The sequence below is a fragment of the Halalkalibacter sp. HAAS-P014 genome, assembly GCF_056619965.1.
This window is the reverse complement of record NZ_JBWQTV010000028.1, coordinates 18,971-40,418: the sequence shown is the minus strand read 5'-3', so window position 1 is coordinate 40,418 and position 21,448 is coordinate 18,971. Positions and strand designations below refer to the sequence as shown.

General features: G+C 39.5%; 21 protein-coding genes and 1 rRNA gene. All 22 read right to left on the bottom strand.

Annotated features, from left to right (window positions below; genetic code table 11):
• Nucleotides 1–61: ribosomal RNA gene (locus tag AC1FXZ_RS20470) — 16S ribosomal RNA — on the bottom strand; the annotation flags it as partial.
• 337 nt (nt 62–398) lie between these two features.
• Entirely contained in the window at nt 399–1,901 is a 1,503-nt protein-coding gene (lysS, locus tag AC1FXZ_RS20465; protein WP_480057112.1) for a lysine--tRNA ligase, read from the bottom strand.
• A 130-nt stretch (nt 1,902–2,031) separates the two neighbouring features.
• Nucleotides 2,032–3,033, bottom strand: a complete 1,002-nt coding sequence (gene dusB / locus AC1FXZ_RS20460) for a tRNA dihydrouridine synthase DusB (RefSeq protein WP_480057110.1) — start codon at nt 3,031–3,033, stop codon at nt 2,032–2,034.
• Nucleotides 3,034–3,093: 60 nt separating this feature from the next.
• Nucleotides 3,094–3,291 carry a helix-turn-helix domain-containing protein gene (locus AC1FXZ_RS20455; RefSeq protein ID WP_480057108.1) on the bottom strand — a complete coding sequence of 66 codons (198 nt, stop codon included), beginning with the start codon at nt 3,289–3,291 and terminating at the stop codon, nt 3,094–3,096.
• On the bottom strand, nt 3,207–3,770 hold the full coding sequence (gene folK / locus AC1FXZ_RS20450) for a 2-amino-4-hydroxy-6-hydroxymethyldihydropteridine diphosphokinase (protein ID WP_480057106.1): 564 nt from the start codon (nt 3,768–3,770) through the stop codon (nt 3,207–3,209). Before folK ends, AC1FXZ_RS20455 begins: the two co-directional genes overlap by 85 nt.
• On the bottom strand, nt 3,767–4,129 hold the full coding sequence (folB, locus tag AC1FXZ_RS20445; RefSeq protein ID WP_480057104.1) for a dihydroneopterin aldolase: 363 nt from the start codon (nt 4,127–4,129) through the stop codon (nt 3,767–3,769). The genes folK and folB overlap by 4 nt, the downstream gene beginning before the upstream one ends.
• Nucleotides 4,122–4,928 (bottom strand): dihydropteroate synthase, encoded by an 807-nt coding sequence (gene folP / locus AC1FXZ_RS20440; protein ID WP_480057102.1) that lies wholly within the window; start codon nt 4,926–4,928, stop codon nt 4,122–4,124. Before folP ends, folB begins: the two co-directional genes overlap by 8 nt.
• Complete coding sequence (pabC, locus tag AC1FXZ_RS20435; protein WP_480057100.1) at nt 4,928–5,794, bottom strand: aminodeoxychorismate lyase; 867 nt, start codon at nt 5,792–5,794, stop codon at nt 4,928–4,930. Before pabC ends, folP begins: the two co-directional genes overlap by 1 nt.
• Complete coding sequence (gene pabA / locus AC1FXZ_RS20430; RefSeq protein WP_480057098.1) at nt 5,779–6,375, bottom strand: aminodeoxychorismate/anthranilate synthase component II; 597 nt, start codon at nt 6,373–6,375, stop codon at nt 5,779–5,781. The genes pabC and pabA overlap by 16 nt, the downstream gene beginning before the upstream one ends.
• Nucleotides 6,376–6,388: 13 nt before the next feature.
• Nucleotides 6,389–7,822: an aminodeoxychorismate synthase, component I gene (pabB, locus tag AC1FXZ_RS20425; RefSeq protein ID WP_480057096.1), complete on the bottom strand. Its 1,434-nt coding sequence runs from the start codon at nt 7,820–7,822 to the stop codon at nt 6,389–6,391.
• A gap of 73 nt (nt 7,823–7,895) precedes the next feature.
• Nucleotides 7,896–8,564, bottom strand: coding sequence for a DUF421 domain-containing protein (locus tag AC1FXZ_RS20420; RefSeq protein WP_480057094.1), 669 nt, complete (start codon nt 8,562–8,564; stop codon nt 7,896–7,898).
• Nucleotides 8,565–8,712: 148 nt separating this feature from the next.
• The gene (gene cysK, locus AC1FXZ_RS20415) at nt 8,713–9,639 is read right to left on the bottom strand and encodes a cysteine synthase A (protein ID WP_480057092.1); all 927 of its coding nucleotides are present in this window, start codon (nt 9,637–9,639) and stop codon (nt 8,713–8,715) included.
• A gap of 115 nt (nt 9,640–9,754) precedes the next feature.
• Nucleotides 9,755–10,630 carry an Hsp33 family molecular chaperone HslO gene (gene hslO, locus AC1FXZ_RS20410; RefSeq protein WP_480057120.1) on the bottom strand — a complete coding sequence of 292 codons (876 nt, stop codon included), beginning with the start codon at nt 10,628–10,630 and terminating at the stop codon, nt 9,755–9,757.
• Nucleotides 10,631–10,646: 16 nt separating this feature from the next.
• Nucleotides 10,647–11,411 (bottom strand): type III pantothenate kinase, encoded by a 765-nt coding sequence (locus AC1FXZ_RS20405; protein ID WP_480057090.1) that lies wholly within the window; start codon nt 11,409–11,411, stop codon nt 10,647–10,649.
• 301 nt (nt 11,412–11,712) lie between these two features.
• Complete coding sequence (ftsH, locus tag AC1FXZ_RS20400; RefSeq protein WP_480057088.1) at nt 11,713–13,728, bottom strand: ATP-dependent zinc metalloprotease FtsH; 2,016 nt, start codon at nt 13,726–13,728, stop codon at nt 11,713–11,715.
• A 68-nt stretch (nt 13,729–13,796) separates the two neighbouring features.
• Nucleotides 13,797–14,336 (bottom strand): hypoxanthine phosphoribosyltransferase, encoded by a 540-nt coding sequence (gene hpt, locus AC1FXZ_RS20395; RefSeq protein WP_480057118.1) that lies wholly within the window; start codon nt 14,334–14,336, stop codon nt 13,797–13,799.
• 18 nt (nt 14,337–14,354) lie between these two features.
• A complete protein-coding gene (tilS, locus tag AC1FXZ_RS20390) occupies nt 14,355–15,776 on the bottom strand; it encodes a tRNA lysidine(34) synthetase TilS (RefSeq protein WP_480057086.1) in 1,422 nt (473 codons plus the stop codon).
• A complete protein-coding gene (locus tag AC1FXZ_RS20385; protein WP_480057084.1) occupies nt 15,757–16,206 on the bottom strand; it encodes a threonine/serine exporter family protein in 450 nt (149 codons plus the stop codon). The genes tilS and AC1FXZ_RS20385 overlap by 20 nt, the downstream gene beginning before the upstream one ends.
• Nucleotides 16,207–16,215: 9 nt before the next feature.
• A complete protein-coding gene (locus AC1FXZ_RS20380; protein ID WP_480057082.1) occupies nt 16,216–16,968 on the bottom strand; it encodes a threonine/serine exporter family protein in 753 nt (250 codons plus the stop codon).
• A gap of 42 nt (nt 16,969–17,010) precedes the next feature.
• The gene (locus AC1FXZ_RS20375) at nt 17,011–17,997 is read right to left on the bottom strand and encodes a serine/threonine protein kinase (protein WP_480057116.1); all 987 of its coding nucleotides are present in this window, start codon (nt 17,995–17,997) and stop codon (nt 17,011–17,013) included.
• Nucleotides 17,963–18,703, bottom strand: coding sequence for a vWA domain-containing protein (locus AC1FXZ_RS20370; RefSeq protein WP_480057080.1), 741 nt, complete (start codon nt 18,701–18,703; stop codon nt 17,963–17,965). Before AC1FXZ_RS20370 ends, AC1FXZ_RS20375 begins: the two co-directional genes overlap by 35 nt.
• Before the next feature lie 69 nt (nt 18,704–18,772).
• Nucleotides 18,773–21,280, bottom strand: coding sequence for a stage II sporulation protein E (spoIIE, locus tag AC1FXZ_RS20365; RefSeq protein WP_480057114.1), 2,508 nt, complete (start codon nt 21,278–21,280; stop codon nt 18,773–18,775).
• Between the last annotated feature and the right edge of the window lie 168 nt (nt 21,281–21,448).

The window sequence follows — 21,448 nt, the reverse complement described above, 5'->3', positions numbered from 1 at the left end:
CTTGCATGTATTAGGCACGCCGCCAGCGTTCGTCCTGAGCCAGGATCAAACTCTCCATGAAAATGGTAAGCTGATTAGCTCAATTTGCATCACGCTAGCAATGCAATAATAATTACGTTGGGATTTTCTTGAAAATCCCTGAGATACCATGTATCTTTATTTCGCTTGGCTTTTGTTCAGTTTTCAAAGAACTCATTATTTGTCGTTTTATAGCGACCTTTGTATCGTAACAAAACGAAATTAATTTGTCAATAACGTTTTATTGTTTTTTTATCGCTCTTGGCGACAAGAAATAATATACCATCATTACTTTTTAAATGCAACACCTTTTTTAAAATACTTTAAAATAAAAGGCCAACGACCTCCTCGCTGACCTTTCGATAAGATAACAATGCTAACTAAGCTTCACCTTGTTCACGACTTCTCATTTGTGGGAATAACAAAACATCTCGAATCGACGGTGAATTAGTTAACAACATAACTAAACGATCAATTCCAATCCCTAAACCGCCAGTTGGAGGCATTCCATACTCTAACGCCTCAACGAAATCTTCATCCATCATATGAGCCTCGTCATCACCTTGTTCACGTTCGACAAGCTGCTGTTCAAAACGCTGACGTTGGTCAATAGGATCATTTAACTCCGTAAAAGCATTCGCGTGTTCACGACCAACAATGAATAATTCAAAGCGATCTGTAAAACGTGGATCTTCTGGATTTTTCTTTGCAAGTGGAGAAATCGCTAATGGGTGCCCATACACAAATGTAGGTTGAATAAGTTCTTCTTCCACAAAGTGCTCAAAGAATTCATTAACAACATGACCATAAGACATCGTTTCTTTTACAGGAACATTGTGTTCTTTGGCAATCGCGCGAGCTTCCTCATCTGTCATCTCTTTCCAAAAGTCTACACCGGTCTTTTCTTTAATAGCATCAACCATATGGACTCTTTTCCACTTCGGCTCTAGATCTAATTCATATTCACCGTACGCTACAGTTGTTGTACCGAGTACTTCCTTTGCAATATGTGCCACTAACTCCTCTGTTAACGTCATAATATCCTGATAGTCAGCATATGCTTCATATAGCTCGATCATTGTAAATTCTGGATTATGGCGAGTTGATACACCTTCATTACGAAAAACACGACCGATTTCATAAACCTTTTCTAGACCACCTACAATTAAACGTTTCAAGTGCAGCTCAATTGCAATACGCATATAAAGTGTCATATCAAGCGCATTATGATGCGTAACAAATGGACGAGCTGAAGCTCCCCCTGGGATAGAATGCATCGTCGGTGTTTCAACCTCTAAGTACCCTTGCGAATCCAAATAATTACGCATTGATCGCAGGATTTTACTGCGCATCACAAATGTATCACGAACCTCTGGGTTCACGATTAGATCCACATAACGCTGGCGATAGCGCTGCTCAATATCTTTTAAGCCATGGAATTTATCCGGCAGTGGACGAAGTGACTTAGAGAGAAGTTCAAAGTTGGTTACTTTAATTGACAACTCTCCTACTTTCGTTTTAAAAGCCGTTCCTGTTACTCCAACGATATCTCCAATATCAATCGTTTTGAATAACTCATATTGCTCCTCGCCTACTGCATCTTGGCGAACATAGATTTGAACTTGTCCTGTTAAATCTTGAATATGTGCAAACCCAGCCTTCCCTTTACCTCGCTTAGTCATAATACGGCCAGCAAGAGTTACTTCATAGCCTGCTTCTTCAAGGCCTTCTTTTGTTTCCGCACCATATGCTTCTTCCATAGATTTAGCAGTATGCGAGCGTTCAAAGCGCCCTCCGAATGGATCTTTCCCTTCTCCCTGCAAATTCGTTAGCTTGTCTCTGCGCACGGCTAACTGATCATTTAACTCAAGTTCTTGAGCCATGTACATCATCTCCTCTATTCTCTATCATTATAGCCCATTTTAGTAGTTCTTATATGTAGAAAAACTGCCAGCGTATCACACTGGCAGTTTTATAATTACACACGAATTATAGTGAAGTCTATCAGAAAAGTCAAACAGCGTTTGCCTTTTCAGTCATTTGCACTTCTAACTCTTCAACAAATGTATACAAACTGTTTGCTACATCATCTCTTGTCTCGAAGCTATTTATCTTATCGCGAACAGGACCATTTCCACGCATTCCTTTTAAATACCAGGCTGCATGTTTGCGCATTTCACGAACCGCAACATGCTCACCCTTTATCTTAATAAGTCGATCTAGGTGCAGCATGCAAACATCAATTTTTTCACGTGGCGTTGGCTCATCAGCTAACGTACCATTCTCTAGGTATTGGATCGTTTGGTAAAGCATCCAAGGGTTACCCAATGCTGCTCGCCCAATCATGACACCATCTACACCAATCTCGTCTAACATACGGCGCGCGTCTTGTGGCGTTTTCACATCCCCATTACCGATAACAGGAATATTGACAGCTTCTTTTACTTCTTTAATGATATTCCAGTCTGCTGTGCCTTCATACATTTGCACACGCGTCCGACCATGTACAGCAACTGCACTCCCCCCTGCACGTTCAACAGCGCGGGCATTTTCTACAGCATAGACATGATCTGAGTCCCAACCTATACGCATTTTTACGGTTACAGGTTTATCAACAGCATCAACCGTTGCTGCAACCATTTCATAGATTTTATTCGGATCAAGTAACCACTTTGCACCGGCATCACATTTTGTGATTTTCGGGACTGGGCATCCCATATTAATATCAATAATATCTGCATTCGTATTTTTATCTACGAATTTAGCCGCTTTAACTAGCGTTTCTCTTTCTCCACCAAAAATCTGTAAGCTTAACGGTTTTTCTCGATCATCTACATATAACATGCTAAGAGATTTTTCATTCCCGTGCAAAATTGCTTTATCACTGACCATCTCAGCGCACACTAATCCTGTACCGAATTCTTTTGCGATTAAACGGAAAGCAGGATTACAAACCCCGGCCATTGGTGCTAGAACAACTTGATTTTTCATTTCAATATTACCGATCTTTAACATACCTTTCACCTCCAAAAGTTTGCGTTTGTACAAAAGAGAACTGTCTCTTTCGTCGAATTCTTATAGCAACTCATATTTTGATATATTTAAAACGGAGGCCATTTTCTCTAGCATAGTATCATTCGCAAGTTTAGTTCCTCGCTCAATTGCTCCTAATAGAGAAACCGACACGCCTACTTTTTTTGCAAATTCTTCTTGCGTATAACCTTTGAGCTTTCTGAACGCTCGGATTTTTCTTCCGTTGTTTGTGGATTCCATACCCTTACTCCTTCTTTATCCGGTAATGATTCATATATTTGTTGAATCGACTGCTTGAGATGATCAGCATAAAGATTTGGATGGATTTCCATGAGCGGAACAACCACAAACGCACGTTCCCACATCCTTGGATGGGGAATGATTAGCTGCTCCATCATCATATTCTCTTTGTCAAACAGCAAAATGTCAAGGTCTAATGTCCGTGGTCCCCACCTAACATCGCGCTCACGTCCACAGCGACGTTCGACCGACTGAGTCACAGCCAATAATTCCCTAGCGCTGTAGGAAGTTTTTACATTGATAACCATATTTAAAAATGATTGCTGATCGACATAGCCAATCGGTTCTGTCTCATAGATCGAGGAACACTTTTCAAGATCTATGTTCTCATCTTGCTCAAGAAGCACAATCGCTTTATCTAAATAACTAGATCGTTCTCCAATATTGGACCCTAAAGCAATATATACGTCATGTTTCATGTCCGTTTCCTCGTAATCTCAATCGCTACAGATTGATAATGACCAGGAATCGGAGGATCTGGCTTTATCAATTTCACCGTACACATTTGTAAGCGATCGTAGGTATTTAATAGCTCACTAGCAATTTTCTCAGCAACTGACTCAACCAATTTATAAGGCTTTCCTTCAACAATTGCCTCAACTCTTTTATACACATCACCGTAATTGATCGTCGCTTCTAAATTATCTGATGAGCCCGCTTCACTTAAATCCAGCTCTAATATTATATCAACGATAAAACGCTGACCTAGCTTTTTTTCCTCTGTAAATACGCCATGATATCCATAAAAGGCTAGCTGATTCATATAGATTTTATCCATGTTCTTCTCCTTTTCTAACAAGAGCATCCATCATCACGGCCATTCGCGACATTTCTTTTACATCATGGACGCGCATAATACCACAGCCTTTCATAATTCCGTGGCAAACAGTTGCCCCTGTCCCTTCTACACGCTCATCAACTGGCAGATTGAGCGTTTCGGCAATAATTGACTTCCGTGAAGTACCAAGCAATACGGGATAGCCCATTTCCACGATCTTATCTAAGTTTCTCATTACCTCCATATTCTCTTCATAACTTTTTGCAAAACCGATACCTGGATCTAGAATAATCTTATCTTTTGTCACACCAGCTTCAAGACAGATGGAAATACTCTCTTCTAAATCACTGATTACTTCAGGAATTAATTCCTTATACGTTACGTCTTCCCGGTTATGCATGAGAATGATCGGCACATTGTAACGGGCTGCAACATCAGCCATACGCTTGTCCCATTTTGCGCCCCAAATATCATTAATAATCGTAGCGCCTGCCTCAAGTGCACGCTTAGCCACTTCCGGTTTATACGTATCAATTGAAATTGGAACGGTAAGTTCACTTGCCAACTTTTCTATAATAGGGACTACCCTTCTAATTTCCTCTTCTTCTTCAACAAAAGTGAATCCCGGTCTTGTTGACTCTCCCCCAATGTCGATGATATCCGCTCCGTCTTGAACAAGCTGTTTGGCACGTTCAATTGCAAGCTGCCACTCATTAAACTTACCACCGTCAGAAAAAGAGTCCGGCGTGACATTTAAAATCCCCATAATCAGTGTACGATTTGTTTCTAGCTGATTCATTATAAGCCTCCCATTATTTCCGATCTGCTCCATAACCGGTTTTTGCGATGCAACGTGTATTGTTGTTTTACTAAATCTGTTACTTTATGTGATCCCTTGTATGCTTGACCACCAAACGACTGGAGGGGCACGATTTCTTGGATCGAGTTTGTGATAAATGCTTCGTCTGCGTTCATCACATCATTAGCACGATAGAAACCGACTTCATAAGGCACTTCTAGTTTGTCCAATAGCGCAAGAACAAACTGCCTAGTAATGCCATTTAAAATACCTGTCTCCGTTGAAGGCGTATAGACCGTCCCGTTTTTAACCCAAAATAGATTAGAAACAACCCCTTCTGCCACAAAACGGTCATTTGTGAGAAAAATTCCTTCTATATTTCTATGATCGCCTACTTCTCGTTTTGCCAAGACACTATTTAAATAATGGTGGGACTTCAAACGATAAGTCCCCTCTGGTGTATTCCGTTTAACAGAGAGGAGTTTGGCATCTTTAGCACTTACAACCTGACTCGGTAATGGTTTCATATATACAATAGTTGTCGGTTCATTGTATTCACCAGTATATAAACCGACGTCTTCTGGGCCCGCTGAAACATTCCACCTCACATAAGCACTCGTTAATTGATTTGCCTTTAGCAGATCCTTTATAACTTGGTTAACCTCTTCCTTCTGCATCTCCCACTTGATTCCTATACTCTCTAGACTTTCTTGTAAACGCTGAAAATGGTCATCCAGCAAAAATGGATGACCATCATCAACACGAAACGTCTCAAATAAACCTAGACCGTACATATATCCATGATCAAAAGCAGAAATAGTAGCTTGTTCTTTGCTAATAATATGGCCATTTACATAGACGAACACGTTGATTTCTCCTTGCCATACGTTTCTATAAAATTACGCAAAAGCTGTTTACCAAAATCTGTCATAATTGATTCTGGATGAAACTGCACTCCTTCTACTGCAAGCTCACGATGACGGATTGCCATTATTTCTCCTTCATCAGTTTCAGCTGATACAATAAAACATTCAGGCAATGTTTCTTTTTTTACAATTAAAGAATGATATCTCGTTGTCGTAAGAGGGGACGGCAACCCCTTAAAAATCGTCTCTCCATCATGGCGAATATCGGAAGTTTTCCCGTGCATAAGGCGCTCTGCACGGACAACATCGCCACCAAATACTTGTGCTATTGACTGATGGCCTAAACAAACACCAAATACGGGTATTTTACCAGCAAAGTACTTAATCGCCTCGAGGCTGATCCCTGCTTCATTTGGACTTTTTGGTCCAGGTGATATCATAAGGTAATTCGGATTTAACTCTTCTATTTCTTCTAATGTAATTTGGTCATTGCGGCGAACGACTAATTCATGCCCCATTTCCCCTAAGTACTGGACAAGGTTGTACGTAAATGAATCATAATTATCAATCATTAAAATCATTCTTTTCTCCTCCTCAGCTCATACTGACCGTTTTTCTTCTCATCTCTTCTTCACTAGTCTCCAGCGCATGCCAAAGTGCTCTAGCCTTCTTTAATGATTCTTTGTATTCATTTGTAGGATTCGAGTCGATGACCACTCCTGCACCGGCCTGTACATGAGCCTTCCCATCCTTACAGACCATTGTGCGGATCGCAATATTTAATTCCATATTCTCATCAAACCCAATCCATCCTATAGATCCAGTATAAATGCCTCTCTTAACAGGTTCAAGCTCTTCAATAATTTCCATCGTCCTTACTTTAGGTGCACCCGTAATAGTTCCTCCTGGAAATGTTGCACGAATCACATCGTAAAGGTCATAACCATCGGCCAATGTTCCCTTCACATTCGATACAATGTGCATCACATGTGAGTACTTTTCGATCACCATCAATTCATCGACTTCAACCGATCCATACTCTGATACCCGTCCTAAGTCGTTTCTTTCTAAATCAACAAGCATTACGTGTTCAGCTCGTTCTTTTTCATTGTTAATTAATGTATTGGCTAGTTCTTGGTCTTCCTGCTCGTCTTTTCCGCGTGAGCGCGTTCCAGCGATTGGTCTTGTACTTAGTTCTAAGCCATCCTTCTTCACTAATAATTCAGGCGAAGCACTGACAAACTGAAACTCGGGTGTTTGTAAATACCCCATATACGGGGATGGATTTAGTTTTCGTAACACTTCATACACATGGAAAGGCTCTGTTACTAAGTCCTTGGTTTGCCTTACCGATAAATTAACTTGAAACACATCTCCACTTGCAATGTATTCCTTCACCTTCTCAACAGCTTCACAAAATGCCTCTTCTGAAAACGAAGCGTTTGTTTCAGATGTTTCATCATTCTTAATCGAACTTTTCTTTAAGCTGCTTTCCCTTTCTTCTTGCCACCGCTTAACATATTGCTCGACTCTTTTTTCTAGCAAGCTGCCATCTTCTTTTTCCCCATGAACAATAACCCACATCATCGCTTGTTCATGATCATATACAAACACATCATTAAAAACCATGAAATACAAATCTGGTAATTGTAAATCATCTTCTGCAATCATTGGTAAATTCTCAATTTCCCGGACAATGTCATATGAAAAATACCCAATCGCCCCACCTTGAAACGGTGGCAATTCCGGAATAGTTTTTTGATAATACGGAGCTAGAACTTCTTTTAAACTCTCTAGCAAAGGTCCATTCTTCGTTTCCACCTGTCCATCTATTTCGACCGTTAATGTCTGATGTTTCCCTGAAATCGTTGCAAAAGGTGATAATCCTATGATGCTATATCTTCCACCTCTTCCACTTTCTAAAAGAACATGTTTGGGCTCGTTTGCAGCTAAATAACGATAGCTCGCGAACCACTTTTGTTCTTGAAGAGGAAAAGACTTCACTCTGCTAGTACGGCTCAATTGCACTACTTTCACTCCCGTTCCACACTCTTTTTTTCTATTCTACATGAGAATAGAAAAGAGGTAAAAATAATTTTCTTCACGACCGGTTCATTTTCATAAGTCGTTTATGTTCCTTCTCTTCAATAAAGAACTGACCTTTCATATAACTACAATAAAAGATGTCCTTAATTTGATCATAGCCTCTTTTATGCAACTCGAGAAGTAACCACTCTTTTGTTTTTTTAATTACTTTTAGATGGTCATCTTGAATGACTCCATCCTGAATTAATGGCAGCGTAAAAATTGAACTATTTTCTTCTTTTCTAAATAGCGACAAATTTCCGGACCTCTCCAAAACAGCGAATTCCACTTCTCGAACATCTGAAATCCCTTTCTCTCTTAGTTGGAATAAAACATCGTCAAGATTATAGCGCTGTTTCCTCATATTTGCCTGATTGATTTTTCCGTTTTCGATAAGCAATACCGGACGGCCTTCGATAAGATCCCTGAACTTCTGATTTTTTAAACTGATTGTAGTTAAAATAGCTTGAATAAAAATAAGCAAGAAAATAGGGGCAAGTCCCCTTGCCATTGATACTTCCGGGTCTTCAATTGCAATGACTGCTAATTCAGCAATCATGAGCGATACAATAATATCTAGTAAACTCAATTCTCCTAATTCCTTTTTTCCCATAAACCGAAAAAATGTTAGAATGATGATAAACACTATTATTGTCCGAAGCAAAATAATAACTATTTCACTCACTTTAAACATGCCCCTTTCATCTTCTAATCATTTTCTTATTTTCCCCTGCAAATATAATTACATGCAACGAACGCTCTTTATCAATGATTTCAAAAGTTCATACAATAAAAAAAGCTATGAAGTCATAGACCCCATAGCTTTTTTGCAATTAGTCTTCAAATTGATAAAGTGGTGTGCTTAAATAACGTTCACCATTTGAAGGAATGATCGCTACTACTTTTTTACCTGCTCCAAGCTTTTCAGCAAGCTCTAATGCTGCATAGATTGCTGCTCCAGAAGAAATCCCACCTAAAATTCCCTCTTCGCGCGCTGCACGACGCGCATATTCAAATGCTTGTTCGTTCGAAACCTGAATCACCGAATCGTAAATTTCTGTATTTAAGATACTCGGTACGAAACCAGCACCAATCCCTTGGATTTTGTGAGGCCCTGGATTTCCTCCTGATAGAACAGGGGAGTCAGTTGGCTCAACAGCTGCAATGTGAAGATTCGGGAAGTTTTCCTTTAATAAACCACCTGCACCTGTAATCGTTCCGCCTGTACCGATCCCTGATACAAAGCCGTCAATTTGGCCGTCAACTTGTTCAAGAAGTTCTTTACCTGTTGTGTTACGGTGTATTTCTGGATTTGCTTCATTTTCAAACTGTTGTGGCATAAAGTAACCATCTTCTTTAGCGAGCTCTGTAGCTTTACGAATTGCTCCACCCATACCTTCTGGTCCAGGTGTTAGGACTAGCTCTGCTCCGTATGCACGCAATAAGTTACGGCGCTCCATACTCATTGTTTCAGGCATAACAAGCTTTGCTTTGTAGCCTTTAGCCGCTGCTACCATCGCAAGACCAATACCTGTATTTCCACTTGTAGGCTCAACAATTGTTACACCTGGCTTTAATTTACCTGCCTTTTCAGCAGCTTCAATCATAGCAAGAGCAATACGATCCTTTACACTACTTCCAGGATTCATATACTCTAACTTCAAATAAACATCTGCATGTTTATCAGAAACAAGACGATTTAACTTCACTAACGGTGTTTGTCCAATAAGATCAACAACTGAATTTACAACTGCACTCACGATAACGCCTCCTAATCCCTAGTAACTTTATTGGTTTTGTTAAGATTATACTATCAGACGTTTTCAGATAAGTCAATTATAATGTAACAATTTCCCTACTTTCTTTATAAACCTTTTAAACTTGCTCTAATAGTCCTTTTAACTCTTCTGCATTTAATTTGTATGTCTCATTACAAAAATGACAGACTGTCTCAGCTCCACCATCTTCATCGATCATGTCTTGAATTTCTTTTTTCCCTAAGCTAATAATTGCATTCTCAACGCGTTCTTTAGAACAATGACACGCAAACATAATTGGTTGCTTATCAAGAACTTTTACATTGCCATCACCTAAAAGAGCTTCAAGCATTTCCTCCGGAGGCATTCCTGCTTCTACTAGCTTTGAAATAGCGGGTATAGTCGATAATCGTTTCTCAATTTCACTTATTACGTCATCATCAGCACCTGGCATCAGTTGAATAATAAACCCTCCGGCAGCCATTATTGTATTATCTGGATTTACAAGCACTCCTACCCCAACTGAAGAAGGCGTTTGTTCCGATGAAGCAAAGTAATAAGTAAAGTCCTCCCCCAATTCCCCAGACACTAGGGGTACACTACCTGTAAAATGTTCCTTTAACCCTAAATCTTTTACAACAGATAGAAATCCATTTGTCCCGACAGCTCTAGCTACATCTAACTTCCCTTGGCTGTTCAAATCGAAATGAGTTTGAGGATTGGTTACATACCCTCTCGTCTCTCCTTTTGTATTTGCATCAATGATAATTGAACCGATCGGGCCTTGCCCTTCAATTTTAACAGTCAACTTCGAATCACCTTTTAACATTGTCGCCATCATTGTACTAGCCATCATCGCACGACCTAAAGCAGCCGATGCTGTTGGCCAAGTTCCTTGTCTGCGAACGGCCTCATTTACCATATCAGTTGCTACCAAAGAATATGCTCGTACTTTTCCTTCAAACCCTGTTGCTTTTACTAAATAATCTCCCATCTTCATCTTTCCTTCCTTACTCATTTTTTTCGTAAATCATTTGTAAACCTTTTAAAGTTAAAAACGGCTCTACCACATCAATCGTTTCCGTTTCATCGGCGATTAACGATGCCATCCCACCTGTTGCAATCACAGTCGGCACTTGTTTCGAGTTCGCTTTCATACGTTTAACAATTCCATCTACTTGGCCGACATAGCCATAAAAGATACCTGCCTGCATAGCGTGAATCGTATTTGTCCCAAGTACACTTTTAGGTTTCGCAAGCTCAATCCTTGGCAGCTTCGATGCTCTTGTATAGAGTGCTTCCGTTGAGATCGAAATACCAGGTGATATTGCACCTCCCATATATTGACGGTTCTCATTAATGTAACAGTAGGTAGTCGCTGTACCAAAATCAACGATAATAAGAGGACTTCCATATAACTGAATGGCAGCAACTGCATTTACAATTCGATCAGCACCAACTTCTCTAGGGTTGTCGTACTTCACATTAAGACCTGTCTTAATTCCAGGCCCAATTATTAACGGTTTAATTCCGAAGTACTTTTTACACATATATTCAATTGTATACATGATCGGAGGAACGACTGAAGAAATAATAATTCCCTCAATAGAACTGAAAGAGAGTTGTTCATACTCGAATAAGTTTTTTAATGACATGGCCCATTCATCTTCCGTTTTCTCGCGACTCGTTGCAATTTTCCAATTGTATTGTAATTGTCTCCCTTGATAAACACCTAATGCAACATTGGTGTTACCTACATCGATTACTAATATCATATGTATCCACCACCAAATCCTCTCTAAACTATGAGGCCTTCTATTATTTTGGGCAACAAATTAGCAAAACAGACGAGCTTTTTTTGTTGCCTAAAAAATGTATTCAGAGGTATAGAACTACCTACTTTTATCTATTCTTTTCAACGGCTTATCCCGTTACTAACCACTTAGTGTTTAACGTCTGACAACAGTTCAGATCTATTATAAAGCAACCCTTCTTTTTATGCTTGTAATTGAACTTTTAGTCTTAACGATCACATCAAAAGGGGATGTCGATCATCGACATCCCCCGGAAAAATCATTAATCTTCTTTTTTCTTGTCTTCTTTGTTTTCCTTATCATCTGTAGAAGGTTGGTTCTCTTCTGTATCATTATTCTCTTCAGGAATCACTTCTTCATCCTTTTTTGAGTTAATGGTTACCTTCATATCAGAGTCACTTTCACTGCCACCATTTAAATATTTATTAGCATGGTGATCATCCGGAAGCTTACCCTCATTGATAAGTGATTTAATTTGTTCAGCATCAAGTGTTTCTAAATCAAGCAATGTTTCGGCAACTAAATCTAAACTTGCTTTGTTTTCTGTCAAGATTTGTTTACAACGCTCGTAACATTCCTTGATGATGCGTTGAACTTCTAAATCAATTTCGTGCGCAAACGCATCACTGTAGTTTTGTTCATTTTGAATATCACGACCTAGGAAAACTTGCCCACCAGAGTTTGATCCAAATTGCATCGGGCCAAGCTTATCACTCATTCCATATTCCGTTACCATTTTACGAGCAATCCCAGTCGCACGTTGGAAGTCATTATGAGCCCCCGTGCTCACTTCACCAAATTGAACTTCTTCAGCAACACGGCCTCCTAGTAAGCCAATGATCTTATCAAGCAACTCAGGCTTTGTCATAAAGTAGCGATCTTCCTTAGGAAGCATAACTGCATAACCACCAGCCATCCCTCTAGGAACAATTGTTACTTTATGGACCATATCAGCATTTTCTAACTTCACACCAACAACTGTATGACCCGCCTCATGCCAAGCGACAATGTTTTTCTCTTTTTTGGAAATAACACGGCTCTTTTTAGCAGGACCGGCAATCACTCGGTCGATTGCTTCTTCAATATGAATCATGCTTACTTTTGTTTTATTATGTCTTGCAGCTACTAATGCAGCCTCATTTAACAAGTTCTCAAGATCGGCACCAGAGAAACCAGGAGTTCTTGCTGCAATCGCATCAAGGTTAACATCATCATTTAACGGCTTATTCCGAGCATGCACTCTCAGCACTTGTTCACGGCCTTTAACATCAGGTCGATTTACCTGAATTTGACGGTCAAAACGTCCTGGACGTAATAATGCAGGGTCAAGGATATCGGCACGGTTCGTCGCTGCGATAATAATAATCCCTTCATTGGCACTAAAACCATCCATTTCAACAAGTAATTGGTTCAAAGTTTGCTCACGTTCATCGTGGCCCCCACCAAGACCAGCTCCACGTTGACGACCAACAGCATCAATTTCGTCAATGAAGATAATACATGGTGCGTTCTTTTTTGCATTTTCAAACAAATCACGTACACGGGATGCACCGACACCAACAAACATCTCAACAAAGTCAGAACCACTAATTGAGAAGAATGGAACGCCAGCTTCACCGGCAACAGCACGTGCTAGCAATGTCTTACCAGTACCCGGAGGTCCCACAAGCAAAACACCTTTAGGAATGCGTGCACCAATTGCTGAGAACTTACGTGGATCTTTTAAGAATTCAACAACTTCAACAAGCTCTTGCTTTTCTTCATCTGCCCCAGCCACATCTTTAAATTTCGCTTTCTTCTTATCATCACTCACGAGCTTCGCTTTACTCTTACCGAAGTTCATTACACGGCCACCGCCGCCTTGAGCTTGACTTAACAGGAAGAAGAATAAGATAAAGATGATAATAAACGGTATGATTGATGTAAAGAACGTCACCCAGCCACTTGTTTCATCTGCTGGTTGAACATCTACATCAAGAGGAGTCCCACCTACACCCTGAGCGTTTGCTAACAGCTCAGCAGATTGCTCACTCTGCAGTACATATGTTTCAAAAAATTCTCCCTCTTCTTGGTCAGTAAATTGTCCTCTTATTAAGTAAACCTGCCTTACTGGCTTTACTGAAAGTTCAGTAACCTCACCTTGGTCAAGTCTATCTGTAAACTCAGTGAACGTCACACTTTCTGTTTGTGTTTGATCAGTACTAAAGACATTTACAATTCCAATGATGACGAGAAAGATAAGTAAGTAAAAAATGGTATTACGGAATATTCGATTCATTCTTGACCTCCTCCCACGACAATACAGCTTCGTTTATAGTACCACAACTGCACTTTTTATCACAAACATTAACTCTCATAAATTTCCGGTTTTAAAACCCCGATATACGGCAAATTTCGATACTTTTCTGCATAGTCGAGACCGTAACCTACTACAAACGCATCAGGAACTGTAAATCCTGCTAGATCAGGAGCCAAGTCAACTTTACGACCATCTGGCTTATCTAGAAGTGTTACCACTTTCACTGACTTAGCTTTACGATAATGGAAAAGCTTGACGAGATAGCTTAATGTAAGCCCACTATCAATAATATCTTCAAGGATTAATACATCCCGTCCTTCAACAGATGTGTCCAAATCTTTGACTATTTTGACCTCCCCTGAAGATACCATACCAGCACCATAGCTAGACACATCCATAAAATCCATTTCAATATGCGTGTCAATTCGTTTCGTTAGATCCCCCATAAATGGCATTGCACCCTTTAGTACACCGATAACCAAAGGAAACTTCCCATCATATTCTTCAGTGATCTTCTTCCCTAATTCTCGACACTTTTCTTGTATTTCTTCCTCAGAAAATAGAACCTCTTTTATTTCATCCTTCATCAATGTCAAACAAACCTCCTAGTATTCTTCAGGTTCCTCACCTAGTTCATTTTCATTTTGACGGCTACAACGTAAAACTACTATCTTTTTCGTATGTTGTCCAACAGTAGCCACTTTAGACCTGTGTAATAATGGCACCCATACGACTTCTCCTTCACCATCAACAATAATAGGCCAATGATTTCTGTCTAGCTTCGGGATCTTCCGGTCAATGAATAACCTTCCGACCTTTTTTGTTCCATTCATCCCACGACACGTCATACGATCCTTTGGTCGCTTGCTCCTCACAATTAATGGCTGAGAAATTACATCATAATCCAAAAATATTTGGTTGTCCTTTTCAACCATATTAAGATCCTCTGTTACATATGTCTCAATTGTCCATTTTTGTGTTGTAATTACTCCCGGGACTAAAAGAACATATGAATGTTCTTCCACCTTATCCTCCTGTCCCTTAAAAAAAACACAAACATCATAATTTCTTCTGACGATCAGGGATTGAGAGAAATGCAGTTCAGCTGAAGGGTTTTCACGATGAAGCATGTCGAGTACTTGCTCAATATGTATAGACGTAATCAATGGTGAATTTTTCCCATAAAGATATTTTAATATTAGATGAATCACTCTTCTTTGTAAAGCTAGTCCTGTCTTAAGAAGGGCTGTTCTTGAAATTGTAACGCCTTCGTCACTTTGTTTCATAATAACAGAAGACTTCATTTCCTCAGCCAAAGACATTAAAAAATCGTGATCATCACGTTCCCATTCCATTTTCCTTTGCATATGAAGGTGAATATTTTTATTTTCGTTTTTTAAAAATGGTAGTAACTCTTTACGGAAACGATTACGTGTATATGCATAAGATTGATTGCTCGAATCACGTCTAGGTTCAAGTGATGCTTCAATACAATATTGCTCAATTTCCTTCTTTGTTATTCCTAAAAGTGGACGAATAATTGAACCTAGACCAAGCCGTCTCTCAACTGGGATTCCATATGAATATAGTGGGAGACTTCCTCTAGCCATTTTCATTAGCATCGTTTCAACTTGGTCATCACCATGATGCCCTGTTGCTAGTTTACTTTTGGGATAATCAGAAAGGAGCTTTTCAAAAAACTGGTACCTTAATTCTCTTGCCGCTACTTGTGTTCCTAGCTTATATTCTATTGCATATTTCTTCACGTCTACACGTTGTCCCACAAAGGGAATCCCTTGGTCATTGCAGAACTCTTCAACATACCTAAAATCTTCCTCGGCTTCCTCACCTCTAAGCTGGTGATGAATATGACAAGCCAACACAGCCACGTTATAATGCCTTTTTGTTTTCCAAAGGTAATCGAGCAGAGCCATTGAATCTGGGCCTCCAGATACTGCTACAATAACAGTATCACAGTTATGCAAAAGATTATGTCGTTTAATAAAATTATGAACGTTTAATTTCATATCGTTGTCCGATGCCTCCTTTACCAATTGAGAAAATTGATAAAGCAATCACAAGTCCGGCTGCAATGCCTCCTGCTCGAAGCATCGTCTCGACCCCTAATTGAATGCCGTGTAAATAATCACCATCAACGAGCGCCAACATCGTAAAATACGCTCTACTTCCTGGGACCAGAGGGATAATTGCTGGAATACTAAATGCAGTAACAGGTATACGAAATTTCTTTGCAAGAATATGAGCAACTGTTGCACATATAAAGGAGGCAATTACGGTAGCAAACACGTCCGACATGCCTAGTGTCGGCAACATAGAATAGATAAACCACGCTAATGATCCTATTGCTCCTCCAACCCATAAGGCACGTTTTGGAACATTAAAGATGACACCAAAGGCAACCGTAGCCAGAAAACAAAAAAGTAACTCAATAATCATGATAGCCTCCTATAAGAATAGCGCAATGGCAATTGCTATACCTGTTGCAATTGAAAGAGCTGTTATGACGGCTTCAGCTCCTCTACTAACACCAGCAATTAAATCACCCGACATTAAATCCCTAACAGCATTTGTAAGAGGAATTCCTGGCACAAGTGGCATTAATGTACCTATAATTACTTGGTCTAGATTCTCTCCAAGACCTAAGAGAACGAGGAAAATCGCTATGGTTCCACCAATAAAGGCTGACATAAGTTCAGCAAAAAATTTCACTTTTGTATATTCTTGAATGGTTGTAATGCACCAACTTGCAGTAAAGCCAGCGATAAATGCCGGTATTGTATCAAATAGATTGCCACCGAATAAATAGGAAAAAGCACCACCAGCAACACCTGAGGAAAGGTGGAGGAGAAGCGAAGAATAATTCATTGGCGCTTTCGCTATTTGTTCAAGTCTGTGCATTGCTTCATCAGCTGTAATTGCCCGACTTACAAACTCTCTTGAAACTTGGTTAACAAGCGTTACTTTATTTAAATCTTGAAGCCTGTCATCAACACGTACCATTTGCATTGTATCTCCTTTTCCATCGTCTTCAAATGATAAAAAGATTCCGGTTGGTGTTACAAAGCTATGGACATTTTTAAATTGTGCTGACTTAGCCATTCGCTCAATCGTTTCTTCAACTCGATATGTTTCAGCGCCGTATGTGAGCATTATTTCACCAGCAAGCAAACATATATCCATCATACGATCCGCGTTCATATCAATTCCTCCATAACTACATGGCAAATCTTTCTTTAATGCCTACATCATTTGTCCAAATAAGTATAGGATATATGCTAATAGAAGAAAAGAGGAAAGTAGGAAGATTTCAACAAAATAGGAAGATTTCTTTTTCCTCTCCGGCTTGTTTTGACTCTTACTAACTTTTGGGTTCTTTTGCTTCGTTTTCACTTTTACTGGTTTATGTTTATAACTAGTACTTTTTGAAATAGCTTGTACCATATCTTTTCTCATCTCAGTCGCCTCTTGATATTTTCCTTGCAATGCTTTTAAGATGATTTCTCGGTACGGTAGGAGTAAAGATTTCTCTTCTATTCGCTGCTTTAACAAATGAATCGTCTTTTCTCCTTGCTTTTCAAATCGTTTCGGATATGCGCAATTGATCATCATCATTGCAACGGCAAACAAGTCATAGGTAGGTTCTGCTTTCCTTGATCCTAAAGCCCAATAACCACGGTCGAAAAACTCTGTATACTCTTTAATAGAGCGTCCAATTAACGTTGTCCCACCTACATCAATTAATCTAATCCTTGCAGGAGGTCCCACTATGATAACATTGTCAGGCTTAAGGTCACCGAATACCCACCCAGCTCTATGCAAACGATCTAAATCGCCAAGCAGTTGAATCATTAAAATCCCTAACCATTCAACGCCTTTTTTTTGCATATATTCAATTAACTCTGTTCCTTTTAAATATTCCATAGCATAAAAAGGAAATGTTCCTTGAGATGTTACCAAATCATCAACATCTAGCAAAGAAGGTCCAAGTGTTTGTCCTTGAACCTTCGAGAAATGTTTCAATACATTAACTTCTGATGTAATGGACATACTATCCATACCAACTTTTAGTGCAACAAGGCCATTTGCTGAGTCAGCTAAATAGACGGTGCCTGTCGCTCCTGCTCCAAGCGTCCGTATTACTTTATACGGATGGCTATGCCATTTACCAACGATCTTCGCTCCAGGCTGTAGGTTACATACCTGATTCTTCGAGTAGCTGTTCTTCATCACCAGCCATCAAACTCCTTCTTGAGCCTGACTTTGAAAATTTCTGTAGGGCAACTTGGAGTGCCGGCCCTGTTGGCGTAATCCCACCTGAAGAAAGCTTTTGAAAAATACCCGAAAGCGATTTTAGTTGTGGTGACCAGTCAAGCAGCTTATCAATTTCTTTTCTCTTCCCGGGAAATGAATAAAGGGCAAAGCGATTTGCTCCCATTCTAGAAGTAAGACTGATAGACAAATCTGTTAACGCTTCTTGGACCATCGGCAACTTGTTTTTCATACTAGCACTTGTATCGACTAGTATTAACACATCTAAATTCATTGTCTCGCCTAGTTCATCTACTACTTCCATTACCTGGCCTCTTTTAGCTGGCGACAAGTCTTCCATTTCCTGATTCTGCCCTAGGATTTGTGTTAACTCTTTGTTGACTACTCCATGAATTGTTTGTGTCATTGCTTTCCTAGTGACCATTTGAACGGTTTGCGCTAATTGCTTTGCATAGACAACTTGGCTAACGCCTCCACCTGACATTGCAATTGCCTCAACTTCCTCAATTCCTTGCTCATTTAAGTGGTTGCCATCAACAACTCCAATAACATTAACTGTAATCCCTTGTTCTCTAGCTAATGCAGCAATCGCTACCGGATCTTCGCCTTGATTGGAATGACCGTCTGTTAACAATAAAATTTGCTTCAACGTACCTTTACTCATATTGTATCCCCTCCAAGTAGTCTGAATGTTACCATCATTCACTAGCCTCGGAGGTTTTATACATTCACATTATGAAGATTTCTTCTTCCCTCTTTTTTTCACTAATTTAGGAGACTTGTATAATGGTATTGCAGACCATTTCGGTGTATTTCGTTTAACTTTTGCAACGATCACAGTCATGTCATCGTCTATGCTCCCTTGTTCATCACGAATAATCTTTTCTAAAATAACGTCTGCTATTTCTTGTGGGTCATCTGTTTGTATTTCGCTTAACATACGTTTCATCCACATCTCTTTGTTCTCAACGTGACGTGGTGCATCGTAAATGCCATCGCTCATCATGACGAGAATATCCCCAGCCTTAAGCTGTTCGCTGACAACATCGACATCAAACTCTTGAATCATTCCCATAGGTAGGTTACTAGCTTCCACTTTTAATACTTGATTTCCTCGTCTAATAAAGCTTGGGATTGATCCAATTTTTAAAAATCTAGTTGTTGCATCTTGAAGGTCAACCATCGCTAGATCAAGTGTAGAAAAGACCTCATCTGTTGTCCGTAATGAAAGGATAGAATTTACTGATTTAATAGCTACTGTTTCCTCAATTCCTGATTGTAGAACCTTTTGCAACAATTGCAGAGTTTCATTGCTTTCAAGATGAGCTCTCTCACCATTACCCATTCCGTCACTAATCGCTATTGCATATTTTCCAGAACCGAGTTCAATCGTCGAGTAGCAGTCACCGGAAACCCAAGCCCCTCCTTTTGCAACATGGGCCACACCTGTATCAATGATGAATTTTTTTGCTGACCCAAATGATACATGACTATATCCATTAGGATAAAAACCATAATCTTCATTTTTTACAATAACATTCTCACCTAATAAGTCAGATAGAATAGGAGCAATCACCTTTTCACATTGGCCGTGACCATTATCGGCTGATATACTCATTTCAATTTCTAAATTCCCTTTTTCTAAGCTATATATATCAATGTGACCAACTTCAAATCCCATTTCTCTTAATGCGTCTAGCATTTGTTCTTCTTGATAATGGTGGGACTCCTTTTCTTTTTGAATTTCTTTTGCAAAGTCACCCATAACCCGAGAAACACCTAATAGTTGATCAGCCACTAATTTACGACTCTCCATTACTTGACGTTTTAGCTTTTGGTTAGCTTGATATTGTCCATGTTCATTGCGAATGGCCTGGATCACTTTCTCTGGTTTAATGCATGATTTCTTCCAGTCAGCCAAGAATACTTGGTCTCTAATTTCACCATATTCTTCGGTTTCAGTCATAATTCTTTGCATGGAATCATATGTTTTAGTAAAGTTCTGAACCCAACACCGTTCCTTTTTAAAACATGTTTGACATGTTTTTTCAGTCACATTACTTAAAAAGAAGTCAATTTCTCTTTCTTCATCTTCATTGTTAGATATCTGGGCCGGCGTTTGAAAACTATTTGAGAGTGTTTGAAATAGAGTAGAAAATTGCTCTACTCTGCCAGCTGTTACATCACGGATCTTCCGTAAATATTGCTGCTGTTCTTTTGAGTGTTCCACCGTACCCGGAATGTATCTGGCCAGATGTGAAAATACGCTTTTCGGTGTTAAAAAGAATATGAGAATCGCTACCATTGATTCCATTAATGTAATCGATACTTGAGTAGCTCCTTCTCCGTATAAACCTATTAATAGAGTTCCAACAAGCAAACCAATCCCAACACCGACTTTTTTTCCTTCTTTCAGAAGACCACCTAATAACCCGGCAAAAGCTAGTAAACTCATTTGATAGAGGCTGGCAACACTGGCCAAACTTAGGATAAGCCCTGTTACAACACCAACGGTTGATCCAATTGCCGCACCACCTACAAAGGCAAAAGCAAGCACTAAGTACCTAGCAAGTACATGCTCTACTGTCATATCATAAATGATCCAACCTACCGTACCAGTCATGACAGAAGCAAGTAGAATGATTAAACATACAATTTCTTCATTCCGTAATGGATGCTTAATCTTTCGCGAAGTCACAATTGGGACACTTTGCACGAAAATCATCGTCAAAATAAAACTTAATCCTGCCTCAACCGTTGCCATCATTAAAGCATAGTTTGTGATCGTACCTTCTAAGAAAAAGACAATTGCTAAGCGTGTCACGATACTAGCAGCAAAAACGGTATACGGAAGAGCCTTTGTCATATCGTAGACATATTTTGCTACTACCTTTTGTAAGAGTACATAGGCAATAATAGCTAAAATCACAAATATCACTTGTCCATGATAGCCAGTCAGAGCCCCTGCAACTAACGACAACGCTGCAATTGGAGCACGCTCCCTTTTCAGCAAATAGATTGCTGCTAAGAAAGGTAAAACAAATGGTGTAAGTTCAGATAAAATCATTGCACGTCCAAGCAGAAAACCAACTATAGCAATCAATAACCCATATTGATAAAAAGCAACCTTCATTAAAGAGCCAACCTTATCCGTAGTCCCCTTAGCAACATTTGTCCACTTGTTACGAATGCTATTTCCACCTTCAGCGGGTTCCGTCCATTCCTTTGTTAATTTCTGAATCACAACATCCACCACCCTAGTTTTATTCGTAACTTCATTATAAGCAGATAGACTTTCATTTTTTGTCAAAATCGCAGGGCGAATACCAAAAAACGTTCGACTTCTTTCGTCTCAATAATATAGTAAAAGCTACAGAACGCTACTAGACTCATCACAGAAACCATTATT

What these genes read in the sequence shown, in the direction of transcription:
- AC1FXZ_RS20385 (WP_480057084.1), bottom strand. Translation starts at nt 16,206, where the DNA reads ATGATTATTGAGTTACTTTTTTGTTTTCTGGCTACGGTTGCCTTTGGT.
- tilS (WP_480057086.1), bottom strand. Translation starts at nt 15,776, where the DNA reads ATGAAATTAAACGTTCATAATTTTATTAAACGACATAATCTTTTGCAT.
- AC1FXZ_RS20455 (WP_480057108.1), bottom strand. Translation starts at nt 3,291, where the DNA reads ATGGAATCCACAAACAACGGAAGAAAAATCCGAGCGTTCAGAAAGCTC.
- folB (WP_480057104.1), bottom strand. Translation starts at nt 4,129, where the DNA reads ATGGATAAAATCTATATGAATCAGCTAGCCTTTTATGGATATCATGGC.
- AC1FXZ_RS20405 (WP_480057090.1), bottom strand. Translation starts at nt 11,411, where the DNA reads ATGATATTAGTAATCGATGTAGGTAACACCAATGTTGCATTAGGTGTT.
- dusB (WP_480057110.1), bottom strand. Translation starts at nt 3,033, where the DNA reads ATGTTAAAGATCGGTAATATTGAAATGAAAAATCAAGTTGTTCTAGCA.
- AC1FXZ_RS20380 (WP_480057082.1), bottom strand. Translation starts at nt 16,968, where the DNA reads ATGAACGCGGATCGTATGATGGATATATGTTTGCTTGCTGGTGAAATA.
- folK (WP_480057106.1), bottom strand. Translation starts at nt 3,770, where the DNA reads ATGAAACATGACGTATATATTGCTTTAGGGTCCAATATTGGAGAACGA.
- folP (WP_480057102.1), bottom strand. Translation starts at nt 4,928, where the DNA reads ATGAATCAGCTAGAAACAAATCGTACACTGATTATGGGGATTTTAAAT.
- hslO (WP_480057120.1), bottom strand. Translation starts at nt 10,630, where the DNA reads ATGGGAGATTATTTAGTAAAAGCAACAGGGTTTGAAGGAAAAGTACGA.
- AC1FXZ_RS20370 (WP_480057080.1), bottom strand. Translation starts at nt 18,703, where the DNA reads ATGAGTAAAGGTACGTTGAAGCAAATTTTATTGTTAACAGACGGTCAT.
- ftsH (WP_480057088.1), bottom strand. Translation starts at nt 13,728, where the DNA reads ATGAATCGAATATTCCGTAATACCATTTTTTACTTACTTATCTTTCTC.
- pabA (WP_480057098.1), bottom strand. Translation starts at nt 6,375, where the DNA reads ATGATTTTAATGATTGATAATTATGATTCATTTACGTACAACCTTGTC.
- lysS (WP_480057112.1), bottom strand. Translation starts at nt 1,901, where the DNA reads ATGGCTCAAGAACTTGAGTTAAATGATCAGTTAGCCGTGCGCAGAGAC.
- hpt (WP_480057118.1), bottom strand. Translation starts at nt 14,336, where the DNA reads ATGAAGGATGAAATAAAAGAGGTTCTATTTTCTGAGGAAGAAATACAA.
- AC1FXZ_RS20375 (WP_480057116.1), bottom strand. Translation starts at nt 17,997, where the DNA reads ATGAAGAACAGCTACTCGAAGAATCAGGTATGTAACCTACAGCCTGGA.